The 20,919-nt window shown below is 29.3% G+C and carries 18 protein-coding genes and 1 riboswitch; all 18 genes read right to left on the reverse strand.

What is annotated here, in order from left to right:
* Positions 1-201 precede the first annotated feature (201 nt).
* Positions 202-609, reverse strand: a complete 408-nt coding sequence (locus CSGHG_RS08800; RefSeq protein WP_010294256.1) for a GNAT family N-acetyltransferase — start codon at positions 607-609, stop codon at positions 202-204.
* Between the two features lie 127 nt (positions 610-736).
* The gene (locus CSGHG_RS08805; protein ID WP_010294258.1) at positions 737-1,300 is read right to left on the reverse strand and encodes a hypothetical protein; all 564 of its coding nucleotides are present in this window, start codon (positions 1,298-1,300) and stop codon (positions 737-739) included.
* A 723-nt stretch (positions 1,301-2,023) separates the two neighbouring features.
* Positions 2,024-2,953 carry an ABC transporter permease gene (locus CSGHG_RS08810; protein ID WP_010294259.1) on the reverse strand — a complete coding sequence of 310 codons (930 nt, stop codon included), beginning with the start codon at positions 2,951-2,953 and terminating at the stop codon, positions 2,024-2,026.
* Complete coding sequence (locus CSGHG_RS08815) at positions 2,946-4,022, reverse strand: ABC transporter permease (protein WP_010294261.1); 1,077 nt, start codon at positions 4,020-4,022, stop codon at positions 2,946-2,948. The genes CSGHG_RS08810 and CSGHG_RS08815 overlap by 8 nt, the downstream gene beginning before the upstream one ends.
* Positions 4,022-5,557, reverse strand: coding sequence for an ABC transporter ATP-binding protein (locus tag CSGHG_RS08820; protein WP_010294262.1), 1,536 nt, complete (start codon positions 5,555-5,557; stop codon positions 4,022-4,024). The genes CSGHG_RS08815 and CSGHG_RS08820 overlap by 1 nt, the downstream gene beginning before the upstream one ends.
* 158 nt (positions 5,558-5,715) lie before the next feature.
* A complete protein-coding gene (locus CSGHG_RS08825; RefSeq protein WP_010294263.1) occupies positions 5,716-6,816 on the reverse strand; it encodes a BMP family lipoprotein in 1,101 nt (366 codons plus the stop codon).
* A 620-nt stretch (positions 6,817-7,436) separates the two neighbouring features.
* Positions 7,437-8,603: a glycine/sarcosine/betaine reductase complex component C subunit alpha gene (gene grdD, locus CSGHG_RS08830; protein WP_010294264.1), complete on the reverse strand. Its 1,167-nt coding sequence runs from the start codon at positions 8,601-8,603 to the stop codon at positions 7,437-7,439.
* 59 nt (positions 8,604-8,662) lie between these two features.
* Positions 8,663-10,201 (reverse strand): glycine/sarcosine/betaine reductase complex component C subunit beta, encoded by a 1,539-nt coding sequence (gene grdC, locus CSGHG_RS08835; RefSeq protein WP_010294265.1) that lies wholly within the window; start codon positions 10,199-10,201, stop codon positions 8,663-8,665.
* Positions 10,202-10,465: 264 nt separating this feature from the next.
* Positions 10,466-11,770: a glycine reductase complex selenoprotein B gene (grdB, locus tag CSGHG_RS08845; protein WP_081496281.1), complete on the reverse strand. Its 1,305-nt coding sequence runs from the start codon at positions 11,768-11,770 to the stop codon at positions 10,466-10,468.
* 132 nt (positions 11,771-11,902) lie between these two features.
* Positions 11,903-12,370, reverse strand: coding sequence for a glycine/sarcosine/betaine reductase complex selenoprotein A (gene grdA / locus CSGHG_RS08850; RefSeq protein WP_081496282.1), 468 nt, complete (start codon positions 12,368-12,370; stop codon positions 11,903-11,905).
* A gap of 69 nt (positions 12,371-12,439) precedes the next feature.
* A complete protein-coding gene (locus CSGHG_RS08860) occupies positions 12,440-13,726 on the reverse strand; it encodes a glycine/sarcosine/betaine reductase component B subunit (RefSeq protein ID WP_010294273.1) in 1,287 nt (428 codons plus the stop codon).
* Between the two features lie 106 nt (positions 13,727-13,832).
* Complete coding sequence (locus CSGHG_RS08865) at positions 13,833-14,174, reverse strand: thioredoxin family protein (RefSeq protein WP_010294274.1); 342 nt, start codon at positions 14,172-14,174, stop codon at positions 13,833-13,835.
* Between the two features lie 81 nt (positions 14,175-14,255).
* Positions 14,256-15,182 carry a thioredoxin-disulfide reductase gene (trxB, locus tag CSGHG_RS08870; RefSeq protein ID WP_010294275.1) on the reverse strand — a complete coding sequence of 309 codons (927 nt, stop codon included), beginning with the start codon at positions 15,180-15,182 and terminating at the stop codon, positions 14,256-14,258.
* Positions 15,183-15,194: 12 nt separating this feature from the next.
* Entirely contained in the window at positions 15,195-15,572 is a 378-nt protein-coding gene (locus tag CSGHG_RS08875) for a GrdX family protein (RefSeq protein ID WP_010294276.1), read from the reverse strand.
* Positions 15,573-15,688: 116 nt separating this feature from the next.
* Positions 15,689-15,811, reverse strand: a riboswitch (glycine riboswitch).
* A 410-nt stretch (positions 15,812-16,221) separates the two neighbouring features.
* Entirely contained in the window at positions 16,222-17,073 is an 852-nt protein-coding gene (locus CSGHG_RS08880; protein ID WP_010294277.1) for a DegV family protein, read from the reverse strand.
* A gap of 12 nt (positions 17,074-17,085) precedes the next feature.
* Positions 17,086-17,553 carry a tRNA (cytidine(34)-2'-O)-methyltransferase gene (locus CSGHG_RS08885; protein WP_010294278.1) on the reverse strand — a complete coding sequence of 156 codons (468 nt, stop codon included), beginning with the start codon at positions 17,551-17,553 and terminating at the stop codon, positions 17,086-17,088.
* Positions 17,554-18,176: 623 nt separating this feature from the next.
* The gene (locus CSGHG_RS08890) at positions 18,177-19,004 is read right to left on the reverse strand and encodes a Cof-type HAD-IIB family hydrolase (protein ID WP_026022288.1); all 828 of its coding nucleotides are present in this window, start codon (positions 19,002-19,004) and stop codon (positions 18,177-18,179) included.
* A 105-nt stretch (positions 19,005-19,109) separates the two neighbouring features.
* On the reverse strand, positions 19,110-20,919 hold a 1,810-nt coding region (locus CSGHG_RS08895; protein WP_010294281.1), incomplete at its 5' end, for a transglutaminase-like domain-containing protein.

Consider the following 20,919-nt stretch of genomic DNA (forward strand, 5'->3'; position numbering starts at 1 on the left):
TTACCTGTTCTTTTAAACAATGTTATATATGAAATAAAGCCGACTTAAGAGTAGAGTTAACTACATCTTAATCGACTTTATTTATATAATAATTATATTAAAACAAAACACCACTTCTCACATAAATTCTTTATTTAAACAAGGTTTTAATTAGTTATGAAATTTATTGATTAACAAACAGATAATTTAAAATTTTAAATGTTATATATTCATTATCAATTTATTATTCTTATCTTGTATAAAACCTAATTTAATATAAAAATCTTTTAACATTTTATCATCATCTACAATTATAGATTTTCCACAATTTTTCTTTACTACCTCTAATGCATATTTTACCATAGCACCTCCTAAACCTAAATTCCTTCTATTTTCTAATAAGTTAATTTTATTTATTTTATAAACTTTATCATCTACTTTTTTTAGAACCATAGTTCCTATTATTTCTTTACTATCTTCCAAATGATGCTCTTCAGTTGTAAATATGAAATCTTTATCTGATATTTTACTATCTTCCTTATTTAATAATGCCTTTTTTTCAATTTCATTTTTTATTTCTTCAATTCGCTCACTTGTATTATCAAATTCCTTAATAACTACTATTTTCATAAAATTCCTCCTATCATACTATTTATATAAATTTCAATTCAATTTTTACACATAAAAAAGGAAAAGAACATTATATTAATATTCTTTTCCTTTCTAATTTATTACTGTAATTTATTTTTTATGATTGCTATGCTAAATTGTCTAGTGTTTTACAAACAGTATTGTATAATTGCTTTAATTGTTCTCCATTTTTAATAATTCCTGAAGTTCTAAACACAATTTCATTAGAATATTCACCTAAGCTTTTTCCACAATCATCTAATTCCTTGATTTCTAGTACAAATTTATTATAACTTGATAATGTATCCATTATATATTTATTCTCTAATATAGGTTTAATACCTTGAACATTATTTGTCATTATTATAAATTGTTCTATTAATTCTTTATCTAATTCGGTAAATTTTTTCATATCTAAATCTTCACCGATAGTATTTAAATTATTTCTATTTGTAATTTTAAATTTGAAACCATCTATATTAGTAAAAGTAGCTCTGACTCTAGTGTAACTTATAGGTATGTTTCCTGCCATCATTGTATAGTATTCCATTACAATAGGCCATTTTTTATATTTAGCCTCTATTTTTCTACCTTTATTTGCAGAAACAGTTATTTTCCCATTAATTTTGTCACTTACCCATTCCCAAACCTCCTCTTTATTTGGACCTGAAATACTTTTTATCCTATTCACAAAGCAACCCCCTAACATTTTATCCATTTCACATGATTAGTTTTTATAGCCTTTCATATTATAAATCTGAAAAGCATCTTATCATTTAATTTTAACATTTTCACTTTTAATAATGAAAATATCAAAACATAAAATCTATACAATATATAGTTTTATAAAAAAAATTCTAAAGTTATTCATTTATCAAGCGAGAAATTAACTTTCTCTTTCAATTAAGAATTAATAATTCTAATCCTAATCTTTATATTTTATCTAAATTTGCAAATCAAATCATATTGCTAAATTTTAAAAAACTTGACTCCAGTTTAAATTATTATTAACTAAATATAGTTATACCTATATTTAGTTAATAATAAAAACAATTTTATAAATCCCCTTAAATATAAGGTCATTTCTTTATAATAATCTTATTTTTAAAATTCAATTCTTCATTATTACATTTTCTTATTCAACTCAAAGCAAATAATTTTTAATACTATATATTAGTATATATTTTTTCATGAGAAAATTCTAAATTTTTAAAATATTAGCACTATAATTATACTATACTTTTTCTATTTTGTAATATATTTTTAATACTTTACAATGTTTTTAACATTTTCTTTACTTAGTTTATACAAAAATAATAACTTTATAGGATATTTTATATAAAATCTAAATTTTATTTTTTATATTTCTAAAAAATAAAAATGGTATTAGACTTTAGTCTAATACCATTTTTGTCTATCTTGATCCTTTTTCGTAAGGTTCACCTGATGCTGCTGGTCCTTGAGTTTTACCAACAAATCCTGCTAATGCTAACATTGTTAATATATATGGTATCGCAGAATAGAACTCTGTTGGTAATGACCATGAAAAACCTTGAGCTGTTATTTGGAATGCTTCTCCAAAACCAAATAATAAACATGCTCCTAAGATTCCAAACGGCTTCCAGTTACCAAATATCATAGCTGCAAGTGCTATAAATCCTCTTCCTGCAACCATGTTTTCTTTAAACATTGGTGTAATACCTAATGATAGTGCAGCTCCACCAAGTCCTGCTAACATTCCTGATATTACAACACAAATATATCTTGTTTTATAAACATTTATTCCTAATGTATCTGCTGCCTTTGGATGTTCACCTACAGCTCTTACTCTTAAACCAAATGCTGTTTTATACATTACAAAGTATGATACAAATACTAAAATTATAGCTAATATAACGAACCAGTTAATCCCATTTAAGAGATTTCCTATGATTGGCAAATTAGAAATTGCTTTTGGAACATGAAATGGCAATCCTTTAACTAGGTCTGTTTGACCACCCTTTCCAAAAAGCTTCATAATTAAGAAACTAGAAAGTGCTGTTGCAAATAAGTTTATAGCCGTACCTGATATAACTTGATCTGCTCTTAAGTTTATACTTAAAACTGCATGTATCAATGCAAGTAATCCACCTGCCAACACTCCACCGAAAATACCCATGATAGGGCTTCCTGTTATATGTGTAACATACACAGCAAAGAATGCTCCCATGGTCATCATACCTTCAAGTCCTATATTTACTACTCCAGCTCTTTCTGAAAACATTCCACCAAGTGCTGCAAAAATTAGAGGCGTTGCAATTCTTAAAGTAGACGTTATTAATGAAAGTATATTAACATTATCCATTTATTATCGCCCCTTTCTTCTTTTTCTCTTCAAAGTATTTCATAATATAATCTGTTGCTACAAATATAATTATTATTGCTTGTATTAAGAATACAATTTCTTTTGGTATTCCATTTAATTGAAGTGCTCTTGCACTTGTATTAAGTGCTGCAAATAATACAGCTGAAGCGATACATCCTATTGGATTGTTTTTAGCTAAAAGTGCTACTGCGATTCCATCAAATCCATAGTTTGGAACAGCCATAAAATCTTGAACCATGTGATTTACACCTGCTACATGTAAAGCTCCACCAAGTCCTGCTATAGCACCTGATATAACCATTGCAAGTATTGCATTTTTTGCAACACTTATACCACCATACTCTGCAGCATGTGGATTAATACCTACTGCTCTTATTTCATAGCCAATAGTTGTTTTCCATAATAACCAAAATATAAATATTGCTACTGCTATTGCTATAAATATACTTATATTAGCTGGTGCACTTGGCATGAACCTTGTAAGCTGTGCACTTTTTTCTATTATTGGAGTTCTAGCCTTTCCTGGAACACCAAACCTAGTTTTTAATATAATATAATTTGCAAGGAACATTGATATATAGTTAAGCATTATAGTATTTATAACTTCACTAGTTCCAAATCTTGCTCTTAAGAATCCTGGAATTCCACCCCATATAGTACCTGCTAAAATACCACCAAGTATAATTAATATAACATGAACCACAGGATTTAGTCCTGGAATCGTTCCTATGATACCAGCTGAAATCATTCCCATTGCAAATTGTCCAGCTACACCTATATTAAATAGTCCTGTTCTAAATGCCACTGCATTGGCAACCCCTGCAAATATAAGTGGACTCATCTCTGCAATAGTATTCATGACATTTCTTTCAGTTCCAAAGCTACCATTCCAAATTGTTCCAATTAAATCACTAACTGCTGTAAAATATTGTGTTATAGAATATCCCTTTGCCCACATAACAAAGAATACTGAAACAAATAAAGAAAGAAATATTGCCAAAAATGGAAATAATATAGGTTTTAAAGCTTTTTTTAGTTTCTGTAACATTATTTTTCAGCTCCTTTCTTCATGTCATCTATTGATCCTCCAGCCATAAGTATACCTAGCTTTTGTTCATCGGCGTCTTTTCTATCTAACACCGCAACAACTTTCCCATCATACATAACTGCTATTCTATCTGATAGAGCTAAAATCTCATCTAATTCTAAAGAAACTAATAGAACCGCTTTTCCTTTGTCTCTTTCCCCAACTAATCTCTTATGTATATACTCAATTGCCCCAACGTCTATTCCTCTTGTAGGTTGAGCTGCTATTAGTAGCTCTGGATCTTTATATATTTCCCTTGCAGCTATTAATTTTTGCTGATTTCCTCCAGATAATGAAGAAGCATTAACAGAATTATTAGGTGTTCTAACATCAAATTCTTCTATTAATTTATTACAGTGTTCTTTAATAGCTTTATAGTTCATCACTATTCCATTAGAAAACGGCTTTTTCTTATGAATACCAAGAATTGAGTTTTCAAGCAATGAATATTTAAGAACTAATCCTCTTTTATGCCTGTCTTCTGGAATATGCGCAACACCTGATTTTTCAATTTCTCTTGGTGTCTTACCATATATATCTTTTCCTTTTACGGATATCTTTCCATCTTTAGGCTTTCTAAGTCCTGTTATTACTTCTAACAGTTCTGTTTGTCCATTACCGTCAACACCTGCTATACCTAATATTTCGCCACCATATACATCAAGATCTATATTTTTTATTACCTCAACGCCTCTTTGGTCTATAGCAGATAAATTTTCTATATTTAAAATTTTATCTTTTTTATTACACTCATCTTTTTCTACCACTAAGTTAACTTTTCTTCCAACCATCAATTCAGCAAGTTGATCTATATTAGTTTCCTTAGTTAAAACTGTTCCTGTTACTTTTCCTCTTCTTATAATAGTAACCCTATCACTCATACTCATAACTTCTTTTAACTTATGAGTTATTAATATTACTGATTTTCCCTCTTTTTTAAGATTTTCTATAATATTACCTAATTCTTCAATTTCTTGTGGTGTTAATACTGCTGTAGGCTCATCTAATATTAAAATTTCAGCACCTCTATAAAGAGCTTTTAAAATTTCAACCTTTTGTTGTTGACCAACAGAAATATCTTCTATTACTGCATTGGGATCTATAGCAAATCCATATTTATTTGATATTTCTTCAACACTTTTCACTGCAGAGTCAATATCTAGCTTTATTCCCTTTTTAGGTTCTGTACCTAAAATTATATTTTCTGCTACTGTAAAATTTTCAACAAGCATAAAGTGTTGGTGAACCATACCTACACCTAATTTAATAGCATCATTTGGACTAGTTATTTTTTGTAAACTTCCCTTTACATATATCTCACCTTTTTCAGGTTGGTATAATCCATATAATATATTCATAAGTGTAGTTTTACCTGCACCATTTTCTCCAAGTAAAACATGAGTTTCGCTTTTTAAAAGCTCAAAATCCACATTATCATTGGCAATAGTTCCAGGAAAAATCTTGGTTATACCTTTCATTTCTATTACCTTGTTCATTCCTTTTCCTCCTTATACTAATAACTTCCCTCTTTATTAGTAAACCCAAACCTCTAACTTTATTATAATTTATCTAATATAATTTAACTATTTAAAAGGTATTTTACTAACAAAAGCTAGATGTAACTAGACACCTAGCTTTCATTGTGTATTATAAGCTACTCAGCTTTAAATTCCTTAGCACCTTTTCTATCTGCTGGTACTACAACTTCACCTTTAGATATTTTTTCTTTATATTCTTGAACTAGCTTTACAACATCTTCTGGAGTATTTTTACTTGTTGTTTCAGCAATATCTATTCCGCCTTCTTTAATTCCTAAAACTTTATGTCCACCTTCAAATTTTCCATCTTTAGCATCTTTAGCTGCTTCATATGTTGCTAATTCAACTTTCTTTATCATTGAAGATAGAATTACATCAGCATACTCTGGAAGAGTTATTGTTTGGTCCATATCAACACCTATACCCCAAACCTCTTTACCTTTGTCTTTTAATTCCTTAGCTGCTTTAAACATACCTGTTCCAGTTCCTCCTGAAGAATGGTATATAACATCACAGCCTGAATCATATAATGATTTTGCAAGCTCATATCCTTTATTTGTATCATTAAATGAGTCTGCATATTTTATAGTAGATCCTGCTTTTTCTCCATCTGGACTTTCTAATCCTTTTGCAGCTTCTGGATTAACTGCTTTAACCCCAGCTACAAAACCACTTTCAAATTTATTTATTGTTGGAACATCTTTTCCTCCAATAAAACCAATTTTGTTTGTTTTTGTCATTTTACCTGCAATAACTCCCATTAAGAAAGAACCTTCTTCCTCTTTGAATGTTATTGATTGTATGTTATCTACACCTTCAACATTTTCATCTATAATAGCAAAATGGCTATCTGGATTTGCTTGTGCTATATTTTTTATAGCCTCTGATAATTGATATCCTACTGCAAAAGTTAAAGTACTTCCTTCATCTACTAATGCTTGTAAGTTTGGTTCATAATCTTCTTTCTTTGAAGATTCTATTGGTTTATACTCTAAACCAAATTCTTCCTGAGCTTTTTTAACACCAGTATCAGCTGATTGGTTGAAAGACTTGTCATTTAAACCACCTTCGTCTGTAGCAAGTCCAATCATAACTTTTGATTCTGATCCAGCATTATCTTTTCCCTCTCCGTTACCAGCAGATGATCCACATCCAACTAAAACTGAAGCTGTTAACATCGCTGACATTAGTATCGCTACTAATTTTTTTGCTTTCATAAAACTAACCTCCTAAGATTACACTTAATTATATAAAAAGTAAAAATTCTTTTAATTAACTTAATGTTTTTACTATATATAATCTTCCCCTAATTATTATAATTAAAAACTATATATTTATTCAACTACTTTTTTAATTTTTTAAATTTACTCTACAAATATACACTATAAATGAATTTATAACATATTTAATAATATGTTTAATGTTTTTGTTAGTTTTTTATAGTGCTTTTTATGTTTTTTTTATATATAGTATATACTCCAAACAGTATGTACTACACTCAAAGTACATATGTAATATACTATATTTTTTCAATTATACAAGTTTTTTTTAATTAGGTTAAAATTAATTTATTGTTCAAACTTTTTTTGTATTTTTTTAATATATGTTTAATTTTTTCTGAATAATGTAAGTTTTTATTTAATTCAGTCTAAATTTAATACATATTTCTACAGGGATTTGTTTAAATAATTTTAATATTTTTTCCATATAAATTCATTTTTTCTAGTCTGGAATAAAATAAGCTATAAATTTCATTATTTATAGCTTATTAATATCAATTATACATTTAATTACTAATCTTTTATTGATATGACAACCTAATTATCTCTACAAAATATTATCCTAAATATTCTGATTTTCTTAAAATTTCTATAGCCTTTTCAGATTCTTCTTCTGCTACTAACACTATAGGACCTGTACATCCCATTCCACTTTCTGAATAAATATTTTCTTTCCATAAAGTTCTACATGCATTTTCTAACTCTAAAATATCTATTCCTGCAATTGAAAACGTAACAACCTTCTTAGGCGGCATTTTTACATTTTCTTCTGCACTTTCATTTTTATTTGCCTTTTTGGCAGTCTTATCTATGAATTCTTGAAGTCCTGCTTCATTTGCACTTTTAAATTCTTCTCTTGCTATATCTAAAACTTTATTTTCTGCACAAGTTGCACAGTACCTTAACGCTTCTGCTATAAGTGGTGCACCTGAAGCTCTTGACACTATGTTCACAAGCTTATCATAATCTTCCCCTACACCAGGACCATAGCCAGCTCCAACAGTTTCATAGTTACCACCTGTTGTAAATGAGGAGAAAACTTTAATTAATAAGTTTCCTGTTAAAGAGTCACAAACCATAACATCTGGAGTTCCAGCTAATAAGTCGTTTCCTCTCATAATAGCTCCACCATCTGCTCTTAATGAATCTGAAAATTCAAAGTCATATCCAGCCACCTTAGTCTCATTTAATATTCTTTCTACTTGTCTAGCTCCATCTAAATTTAATATACCTACTTTCGGATTTTTAATTCCATTTGCTTTTGCAACAGCTATACCAGATATAGCATTTTTGACCATACCTTCAACCCTATTTGTTGAAGTAGTTCCTGTTGTAGTTGCTAATATCATTTCTTTTCCTAAACCTGGAGTCTGAACTTTCCCTATAGTAGAAACCCCTATTGGGAAATCAAAATGTTGTGTAACACAACCATCTAATTCTCCTTTTTCAAGCATCTCAGTCATTTTTTTATGACCTTCTTCTGGTGTTGCTACTTCAATCACTTCAAAGTCAGCATCAACTTTTGATCCTATTAAAACTATATCAAAATCGCCATATTTAGCTTTACATAGCTCAGCTGCTCTAACCATCTCTTCAACGCCGTGCTCTGAGCCTAATATAGTTAAACCGATTCTTACTCTTTTCTTAAATTGTCCACTCTTGATTCCATTTGCTATATCATTAAATACTTCAGCTATCATTACTTTAGTTGAGTTTTGGCTCATATTTACACCCCTTTTCTAAGATGTAGTCCCTCAAATTGAGGAACTGCATCTATATTTTATTATTCCATATCTTTTGATAAGAATGTTGCAAAATCCTTCATTGCATCTGCAACCATTGATTTAACTTCATCCTTGCTTATTCCTGAATTTTCTTCAACTACTCCAGTGTTTTTCTCTACCAATATAGAAACACCATCAAATAAGTTGGTCATTCTTCCTAAGAATAAGCTTCCTTTACCAATTATCATGAAATTATCTAAAATACCATTTTTAATATGATCTATTCCATGTCCTACTATTGGTACACCTGATGGAATATGTCCTTGAGTTGGTGCAAATCCTGGATATCCATGTTCTTTAACGAAATTTGGTAATTCTTTTCTCTCTAATTGTCCTTTTTTAACAGCTAATGCTCCTATCATTTTATAGTTTTGTGTTGGAACATCTCCAGCACCAGCTGGCTCTGTTATATCTGGAGTTTGCATTTCAGGAGCAAACTTATTAACTTCTGTTATTTTTATTCCATTTGATATTAATGGATCTAAAACTAAAGCTTCTAACACTGCTTGTGGTGAAGCTCCATGTCCTATTGTATGTCTTCCTATTACATCAGTTCTTAAGATTGGACTTACTCCATCATTTTGAGAAACTAAAACTGCAAATCCACCTAAGCAATCTTCAAGTACTGGCATATTTTTCTTAATATGGTCTCTACCATTCATTCCAAGTTTAGCTGTAGCTCCTCCAGCTATAACTAAAACATTTTTATATATTCCACTTTTAACAAGTGATGCTGCTGTAATTAATGAATGAGATGGACCTGCACAGAAGCCTCTCATATCTGCACCTGTTGCTCCTGTTAAACCAACAACTTCTCCTATTGATTTAGCAATATTTCCTCCACCTCTTTGATTCATATCACCAATAGCTTCTTCTGAACATTCTATTATATATTCTATTTCATTTATTGGTATATCTAAATTATTTACAAGGTGTATTCCAGCTAAAACACCGGAAGCTTTAACTGCTAAATTCTCTAACATATAATGTGCTGATAAATTTGGATCCATTTCATGCGCTCTTCTTACACATCCTACCAATTCACCTTTTTCATATAACCCTTCTGCACCTACATTGTTAACTAGTTCTTTTATTTTCTCAATGCCTTCACCAACAACTTTTTCTGCTTTATCAGCTATTAATGGGTGTTTAGCCAATTTTTCTTTTACACCATTTGCAAAATTTTCTTCTAATATTACTAAGTCAAAAACATCGCATATTTTCATTAATCCATAGAATTCATCCTGTGGCATAACTTCCCCGAATTTACCAAACCTATTCGCACTTTCCACATTTTTTCCAAACCAAGGTCTTGGCATTTCACTTAATTGTTCTGGAGTTAAATTTCCTATATAAGTTTGATTTGGTGCATATGCAACAACCTCATCAAAAGGTCTTAAGTGATCTTTTAATACCTTTAAATATTCTGAGTTTGGATTTGTTTGTCTTTCTGATGTTTGTGTTGTTCCATTATGTATTACCATATCTGGAGCGTTCACTAAAATATATGATGCTTTTTTTAATACTGGAAAATTCATGATTCTAAAACCTCCCTTTATAAAGATGTGAATTAAATTCACAATAAATTTATCTAACTATTTAGTAAGACATATCTAATTAAATAAATCCTTGAACCTGTTTATTATTATTTCCTTTATATATATCTAACTTAATTTTTATAAGATTACCTTTATATAGATAATCCAAAATAAACAAGTGATATTTCCTGTTCATTTTGCATTATCTATGATTAAATTTATGAGTAATTAGGGAACAATTGTTCCCTAATTGCTCTTTTTTAATTATTCAAATACTTTTTGACCATCTACTGGAGTTTGTAGTGCTATTAAAGCTTTTTCCACTAGATGTTTTCTTAAGTTATATTCATCCTCTTTACTTAATGCTGGGTTTCCAAGTGGATGAGGTATAGCTATTGTTGGAACAATTCTATTGGCTCCAACTGTTACAGATACTGGAGTTATAGTACACATATGAACTACTGGTAATCCAGCTCTTTCTATTTCTTTAACTAACGTTGCACCGCAACGTGTACAAGTTCCTCACGTAGAAGTTAGTATAACTGCATCTACACCATCAGCTATTAATTCTTTAGCTGTATATTCACCATATTTTTTAGTAGAAGCAACTGCTGTACCATTTCCCACTGTTGAATAATAATATCTGTGTAGTGAACCTATTTTTCCTTCTTTCTCCATCTCTCTTAATACATCAACTGGTATTACTCTATCTGGATCATCATTAGCATATACAGGATCGTGTCCACCATGCGCTGTTTCATGAGTTTCACTTGTTAAATCCATGATTCCTTCGATATCATATTTACCTATTTTTGATGCACTTGAAGATTCTATGTGATCTGGGTTTCCCTTTGGAACTATACCACCAGAAGTAACTATAGCAATTTTAGCTTTAGTTATATCAACTATTGGAGGATTTGGCTCAACTCTATCAAAGTTTGGCATTGGGAATTCCGTTACAAATTCTTCATCTTTTAATTTCTTAACTAACATTTCAACTGCTCTTTTAGAACCTCTTTCTGTTGCAAAGTAGTTCTTTCTAACGCCTCTTTCGATATATCCTTCTTCATCTGGTGATCCTATTTCTTCACCTTTAGCTAATTTAAGTGCTAATTTAGCCATTTTAGGAAGTGCTGCTCTCATACCTACTGCACTATTTCTAGTAGATACTATGTGCACATATTTTTTGTACATATCAGCGCCAGGGTTTTCAACATACATTGCAGTTAAAACTGGTATGTTTAATTCTTCCTTAACTGCTGTTGACACGTCTCCACAAGCAACTCCATATCTACCTGCATTAAACGCTGGACCAGCTATAAACATATCTGGTTCATACTTTTTAACCATCTCTAATATTTCTTTTTTAGCTTCTTCTGTATTTTCGGCAAAATAAGAGTCTCCGCATACTACAGTTGCAACTATTTCTGCACCCTCTTTTTTTAATAGACCGTTAAGTCCCATTCCTGGTCCAACAAAACCTTCACGAACTTCTGGTTTATAGTCAGCTTTATCTTCTCCACCTATTCCAGCGTAGAATTGATTTATATAATGAACTATTTTTATCATGGTTATCCCCCCTTCATTGGGAATCCCCCCAAGCACCGTACTCCTTGGGGTGATTATCAATTTCTATTTCTTTTATCTTCTTATTTATAAATTATCTATTTTCTTATTAATTAACTATACATACTCTAATAATTAAATAAACTTACTAAACTCTTCTCTTATTGATTTTACTTCTCCAATGATTTCATCTACTTCTAAAACCATTTCCATCATTCCGCATTGTTCATCGTATATTCCTGCATCACATTCATCTTTAACTTCTGGTTCAACTATATGGAATACTGCTAACCCTAAATCTATTCCAGCTAAAGGACCTGCATAAGTTGGGTCTCCAGCTGTAACTGTTTCTGCTGATAATCCTGATGCCTCTGCTTCTGCTCCACCGATTATTACAACTACATTTTCTGCACCAAATTTTTCTGTTAAATCTTTAACTCTTTGTTGGATCTCCAGATCCATTGCACCTGCAGCTGTTCAGACAAAGCATTCTGTTGATGCAAAAACTACTTCTGCACCTGCTGATTTCACGCAAGCTTCTAGCGCTGGTCCTGGTATTCCGTCTCTATCCCCTATACATATAGCCTTTTTTCCTTGTAACATAATTTCATCTTCCTTTCGTAATTACTCTTAATTTGTTATAATCTCTATCTTCAAAATCATATTTTAAAATTAGAATCCTTTAGCTGATAAATAGTTAAATCCTACTTCACTTGTTGCTCCAGTTATAACTTGGATTTCAGCTTCTATTGATCCATCTTCTCTTAAACTTCCAACGTGTCCTCCAGCAATTATATCTGCTGCTTCAACATGTCCTATAAGTCTTTTCATTGGTGGAAGTACTATTAATTCATTAGCATTTCCTCCTGTTACTACAGCATCTCCTTTTGGAGTTGAGTCAGCTAATGATTGAGAACATCCGTCTTGTCCTGCATACTCATCAGTTAAAAGTACAGTTTTTACTCCTTTAGCTGATATTTTATTACAGTTCATAACTAAATCTGCATCTGGGTTACCAAATCCTTCTTCAGAAATTATAGCTGCATCTGCTCCTACAAATTCTACTAATTTAGCAACCATATTTGAAGATCTTTCTTTGTCAGCAAGATACACATTTTCGTTAGTTATTATGCATCCAATAAAGTTAAAATCTTTTCCATGTCTTTCATATAAATCTTCTATTATTGGATGATTCATGTGTACATATGATGGATTTTTATCACAAGCAGATACACAGTTTCCACTAACTATTGCACCATCAAATACCTCTGTTGGATAAATAAATGTTGGTATTATTTTTTTAGCATCTACTCCATATACATAAGTGTCATGTAGTAAACCTTGTGTTTGAAGCATATACACATATACTACCTTTGGTAAATCTGGATATTGCTTAACTTGTTCTAATAGTGGTAATGTTTCGAATGTTTTGACTTCATCTGGTTCAACATTCTTTCCAGCTTTTCCAAGGTACGTAGCTGTTTTGAATCCTATCATTCTTACAGCTTCTTCATGTTCATGTTGCTTCACCCCTGATTTTGGTTCACAAATAACAACTAAATTATTAGTTTTGGAGAATGGTGTATACTTAGCTCCTTCTCCACACATATCTACGATACCTTCTTGGAACCCAACAATCTTACCAGTTGTAACAACCGCTGCACCTTTTAAAACATGTGTTTTTCCTGAACCAACTGTATCAACTTTACTTATAAATCCTGGGAATACTCCACCAGTTCCCTCAACCTTTACTCTTGGCTCAATTACGTCCTTTACAGGAATAATTCTAACTTCTTCACCTGGTCTTGCGATATCGAAGTCAATACTTTCTATTCTTTCATCTCCACCCACTTCTTTTAGCAACTCTTCTTTATTAACATAAAGAGTTCCTTTTTCAACTTTTGTTTCTGGTCCAAATTGAAGATCTTTTATAATAATATTTCCAATCTCTAGACGCAAAACATTCACCTCCTAGAATATATAAAGTTAATATAACTTTTCATTTTTTATTTTATATTAAGGTAAGCAGCTAAGCTGCCTACCAAATATAACTAACTTTTTCAGATTATAATGTTTCATAGTAAGCTTTTATAAAGCTATCTACATCTGCTATGTTAGATATTTTATCTGGAGTTATTGTTTCTACACATTCTCCAGATTTGTATATTTTCATTGTTGGAAGTCCTAAAACTTTTTGTGCTATAGCAAGTCTTCTTGCTCCTGTTATATTTAAGCTGGCAAATTTAATTTTATCACCATACTTTTCTTCTAACTCATGAACTGATGGCATTAATTGTTTACATATTTCACATTTGTCACCCCAAAAGTCAACGAATACTGGTTTTTCACTTTCTCCTATAACTTCTGTTTCAAATAATTCTTTGTTATCCTTACTGATTTCTAACATTTTTAGTTCCTCCTACTTTTAATTTAATTATTTAAATTTTTAAAATATATTTAATATTATATAAAAAATTTATTTTCTGAATTATTTATTTGCAATATAGTGTTCTGCTTGAGTTGCTGCTATAGCCCCATCTGCTGCTGCTGTTATAACTTGTCTTAATGATTTTTTTCTAACATCCCCAGCTGCATAAACTCCTTCTATATTAGTTCTCATATCTTCATCTGTTAAGATTTCCCCTCTATCACTTAAAGCTAAATTAGTTCCTTCAAATACTTTTGTATTGGAATCATATCCTACGAATACAAAACATCCTTGAACATTCAAGTCGCTTATATTATTTGTTTTAACATTTCTAATTTTTAATCCACCAAGTATTCCATCATCATCTATCGCTTCTGCAACAACAGAATCCCAAAGAACTTCTATTTTATCATTATCGAATACCCTTTGTTGAACTGATTTATTTCCTCTAAATTCATCTCTTCTATGAATTACTGTAACTTTTTCAGCAAATTTTGTTAAGTATATAGCTTCATCTAATGCTGAATCTCCGCCACCTACTACTGCAACATCCAATTCTTCAAAGAAATCAGCATCACACGTAGCACAATAGGAAACTCCTCTTCCTCTTAACTCTACTTCATTTTTAAATCCTGCAAGTCTTGGATTAGCACCTGTAGCTATTATTATTGTTTTTGCTTCATACTCTCCTAATTTTCCTACTAATTTCTTAATTTCTCCCTCTAATTCTACTTTAACAATTTCATCTTTAACAATTTCTGTTCCAAAGTTTTCAGCTTGTTGTCTCATTCTTTCTATTTGTGGAGCTGTTTCATCTTTTATTGATCCTGGGTAGTTTTCTATTTCAGAAGTTGTAGCTGCTTGGCCACCAAATTTAGCTCTTTCTAAAAGCATAGCACTCATTTTAGCTCTTCCTGCATATAATGCTGCTGCTAATCCTGCTGGGCCACCTCCGATAATAATCGTATCATAAATCTTTTTTTCCATGAATTACCCTCCTTATTCAATTGCGTGATGTATCAAATCGCAATCTATAACCTGAAAATCTTGTAATATTCTTTCACTCCAATCTGGAGTTTTGAAATCTCTTAAAAACTTTTCTGTTGTGTGTATTGCTCCTTCAATTATATCTAGTGATTGCATATCCAAACACCCTTTTTCTATTGATAAGCAAACAGTTCTATATGGAGTTTCATTAGGTTTTACACTACTCATCAATGGGTGAGTTAAAAGCTCATGCCCTAAATGTATCTCATCCCTAACTTTTTTTAATACATCTATAGCTGCTTTTTTTTCTAAATATATTATTTTAAATTTATTTTTAAATTTTTCTTTAGATAATGGATTGTTTGTAACTATATATAATGGCTTTATCACCTAATTACCTCCTAAACTATAAAAGGACATATGCAAAATTAAATATAATCTTGCCTATGCCCTGTCTTTTTAACCTGAGAGTTTTACTCCTTCGGTGCCCATGCTTTCCAGAGTTATGTCCATTTTCGATCCTTTTGCCTGAAAGTTTCGAATTAAATTTGGCTAAAATTTATTCTTTCTTCTTCGGCTACTTTATATTATTTTTTGAAATATATAAAATCATCTCTCGAAAATATCATCCATAATTTATTGAATTTTTAGATTTGTTTGAAATTTAACTTACAAGTTAAGTATATACCATCGTAAGATAAATTTCTATAATTTTTAGAATGTTTTGTATTTGAAATACCTATAAACAATTTAGAATTTTTAAATAATTTACAGTTTTATCTATTTTTTTCACTATTTTTTTAACATTTTTCTTTATATTTCTCTAAAAACCCTTATAGTTCTTGTTATTTTTATAACATGACCTTTATATATACCTTTTTACTAATATTATATTATTACTCGGATTATATAGTTCTAAAATTTGTTAATATTTAAATAAGAAAATAGAAACATTTTTCAATATTCTCTTATAAATTCAAAGAAAAAAATAGAGATTACTAAATCTCTATTATTTATATATTCTCTATTATTATATATATTACTTCTCTATAAAAAATATTGCAAATACATTGTTTCCTGAATGTACCCCAACAGAACATCCTGGTGGACATTCATATACTTTAGCATTTTTGCTACCTAAAAATTCTTTTGAACTGTCATATATAGAAGCATTTTCTTCTTTGAAGTCTGACTCTATAACAATAACAGGATATTCTTCATCAAGATCATATTTTTCGAGATATTCAAGTATTGATCTTTGAACTTTCTTATTTCCTCTTATTTTCTCCATAACAGTCATTTCACCATCTTTTATAGTCAATAAAAGTTTTATTCCTAAAAAGCTTCCTATGGCTCCTGCTGTTTTTGATAATCTTCCACCTTTAATTAAATTAGTTAATGATTGAAAACATGTTATACTTCTAACCTTATCTACAGTATCTAAAGTTTCATCGTAAATTTCCTTAGCCGTTAAACCTTTATCCCTTAAAATAGCCGCCTTTAATACTAATACTCCAAGCGCTGCACAAACTGCTTGTGAATCTATAATAAACACATCTTCAGTTTCTAATAAATCCTTGGCAACTAATGCCGATTGATATGTTCCACTCATTTTCGAAGACATGTGTATAGCTACTATTTTGTATCCTTCTTTTAAATAACCTTCATATATTTCTACAAATCTATGTGGATTTATTTGACCTGTTTTAGGAAATTCATTGCTTTTTTCCATTTTTTCTAATAATGTAGGTAATGTTATTTCCACTCCATCTAAGTATGATTGTCCATCCACATTAATTATTTGAGGTATTACCTCTATATCATATTTTTCTACTATTTCCTTTGGTATATCACAAGTAGAATCAGTTATAATTTTTATTTTTTCTTTCATCTTAACTCCCTCCTACTTCATTCCTTTAAATCCGATTTGTCTTAATCCTTCATATGCAATAACTGCTACAGTATTTGACAAATTTAAAGATCTTGTAGTAGTTTCAACCATTGGAACCCTAATTAAGTTATTTGCATTTTCATTTCTTATATAATCTGGTAATCCACTAGACTCTCTTCCAAAAACTAAAAAATCTCCTTGTTTTAATTGTACATCAGTATAAAATTTTGTAGCTTTTGTAGTACAAAAATAAAAATTACCATTATTATATTTTTCCCTCAAAGCCTCATATGACTCATGAATTTCTATATCTAATAATGGCCAATAATCTAATCCTGCTCTTTTTAAACTTTTTTCATCTAAACTAAATCCTAATGGTTTTATAAGATGTAATTTACAATCTGTAAGTACACAAGTTCTTCCTATGTTTCCTGTATTTTGAGGAATTTCAGGTTGAAACAATACTATATTTAAATTCATACTTTTTCCTCCCTAATTTACCTAGTATAAATACTAAAATAAAACTTTTACAATAAAACTCCATACTAGGTTCTGCTTTTTATAATTCTAATAAAATATATAATTTCTAAAATACAGTATAATTAAAATTATACCCCTTACATGTATGATGAAACAAGCTAAATCTCTATTTATTGATAAAGTTTAATACTTTAATAATAAATTGTACCCTTTATTAAAATATAACTATTCCTTTATTTTTAAATATTTATACTAGCCTTCTCTACATTTAATAAAATAATAATATATTATAACATATTAAATAATATATTCTATAGTAAAGTTTACCACTTAACAAACTCTACAGTACATATACTAATGATAACTTAATAGCACACATATTTAGATAATTATTAAAATTCCATTATACCTCTATAAATTATACGCTTTTTAGACAGATTTTTATAGTATGTATTTCTTCTTATTATATTTGAATAAAATTATTTAAACTTTATAAACTAATATTAATTATATAAATTTATATAACTAAATAAATAAAGGCTATGATTTTTTCATTTTCATAGCCATACATGTTAAAACAGTCTACCATTTAAATTCATTTATACTTAAAACTATATAATATTCTAGTTCACATCTTCTAATATAAATTTTTCTATAACTTTTTTAACTCCTTCATTATCATTACTATCAGTTATATAAGCTGCAACATCTTTAACTAGATCTTCTCCATTCTCCATAGCAATACCTAATCCAGCATAACTTATCATGGATAAATCATTTTCACTATCTCCAATTGCTATAACTTCATCTTTAGTTATATTAAAATGTTTTGTAAGCATTTCTACAGCTCTGCCCTTAGATACATTTTTATTCATAACTTCAAAATTATTAGAAAAGGAGCTTACAACTTCATATTTTCCTAAACTTCTTATTTCATCCTTTGCTTTTTTTAGTTTTTCAAGATCATCATCTATTGCAACAGCTTTTAAAATTTCCTCCTCATAATTATCAAATATACCTATCCACTGGCTTACTTTTTTTATATTTATTTTAAATTCATCTGGAACAACCTGATTTGACTTTGCATAAAATCTAGAAGTATATTTTGTATCTCCTGCAAAAATACCATTTGCTGTATAAAAATGCGGTACTAAATCATGTTTTCTAAATATATTTAAAATTTCTATGCAATTATCAATTCCAAGAACACATTTATATATAACATTTTCCCCTTCTCTGATATATGCTCCATTAGATGCTATTATTGGTGCTTTTATACCTAACAAATGTCCATAATATCGTGCCGATGTAAAAATTCTTCCTGTAGTTATAGCAATTTTAGCTCCCTTATCATGTGCTTTTTTTATAGCATCAAGTGTACCTTCACTTACCATTTTATCATTATTTAAAAGTGTACCATCCATATCTGTACAAAGTAATTTATATTTCACATAATCATCTCCCTTGCTAAATACAATATAAAAAAACATCTATTATATAAACACCACCTTAACAACAAAGCTTAAGGTGGCACCTACTTTACAAATAATATTTCATTAGATTTTTGAAAAATATCTTCTTAACCAGTATAGGCTTTTTCCTTCTCTATTTTTTATATAATTTTCTATAAATCTAATATACTCTATTTTGTTTACTTTTTCATATTTTAATTCACCGTAGAATTCTTTATAACTTTCATTTACTAAAAAATTCATCCTTTTTCTTAGTTCATCATCCTTTAAAGATTTTACAAATTCTAAATCTCCAATACTATCCTGTTTTTTTATTCCAATTGAACCAAGTCTAAATAAATAAAAATTATATAGTGGAATAATACTTTCACAGGAATAAATGTATTTCTTCCACTTGATATACTTGATAATTTTTATAAAAATATAAAGTACTATTGAAATTACAGGAAATATGTTTTTCACAACTTTTTCATCATATAAATTATACACTTTCTTGGAATCAGTTTTTAAACTTTCAATAGTACTAATATTTTTATCTATTCTTTCAACATTTTTTTGATTGTTATCTTTACTCTCTATATTAATTTTACTTTTTTCTTTTTCTTTGCTTCTTTCCCATTCTGTTGGGGTTGATGTAGAGTCTACAATTTTCCATGTATAGTCTTTTGGATTACTTAAAATTTCACACCATGCATGCGCTTCTCCGTTAGTCACCTCATATTCTCCATTATTATTTTTACTTTTTTCATCTATTTTGAAGCCTTCCACATATCTTGCTGGTATTCCAGCAATTCTACACATAATGGTGGTCGTAGTAGCAAAGTATGTGCAATATCCTTTTTGTTCCTTAAATAAAAAGTAATTCACGAATTCTTCATCCTTAGGAATATTCGATACCTCTAAACTATAAGGATAATTTTTATTTAAGTAATCTTTTATAGCATAAATTTTTTCTGAATTAGAATATTTACCTTCTATTATTTGATTTGTTAAATCATAAACCTCTTTTGGAACTGTAGATGGAATAGATAAGTAATCAATATAATCATTACCTATAATATAGTTGCCTGGTAAATCTTCACTGCTATCTACATGACTTAATGCAACTTTTAATATACTTTTATCTACCCATTTTTTTCTTGGTAATATATTATAACTCTCATATTCCTCATTACTATATCCTTCTACACTTTTAAAAGTTTCTTTTTCAAAAGGATTAGTATAAAATATAACATTATATGGATTATTTATTTTTTTAGAACTTAAAAATAAAGGAATTTCGTTGCAATATATTTTATCTAAAGCTCCTCTTATTTTTATGGTTTTTTCTACCATAAAGAAACTTGTAGTCTTTAAGTTTTTATTAGGGGTTATACGGATACTTTTTAGACTTAAATTATTAAGTGAATCCTTCCTTTTAAATTTGATAGGATTATACTGTTGATCCTTTTTGAGTTCGATAAAACTATCGGCATCATATTTGCTTGTCCACTTTTTACCATCATATATTTCCTTTATACTTCCTTTTAGATAATATGGCTCAATAGCTTTTACATCAAAAACATGAGTTTTATCAATTTTAAGAGGTCCCCCTAAGTTTTTATCTTTTTCATCATAGCCTGAACTTATTAAATCATATCTACTATTTAAAGACATTGCTATTGACAAATTTCCATTAAAGGTGTTTTTCACGATTTTACTGTATTTATCTCCACTTATTCCTTCATAATTTTTAGGTATTACATCTACAAGCGTTACTATAAAAATACATATAACACAACCATAAACTAAATATAATATTTTACTATCTCTTATATTTACTTTTTCTTTATAAAGTTTTTCCTTGTATTTAAATGATTTATTATAAATATGGATATAAGATTTATAAATAAAT

This window comes from Clostridium senegalense JC122 (genome assembly GCF_000285575.1).
GTDB lineage: Bacteria > Bacillota > Clostridia > Clostridiales > Clostridiaceae > Clostridium_J > Clostridium_J senegalense.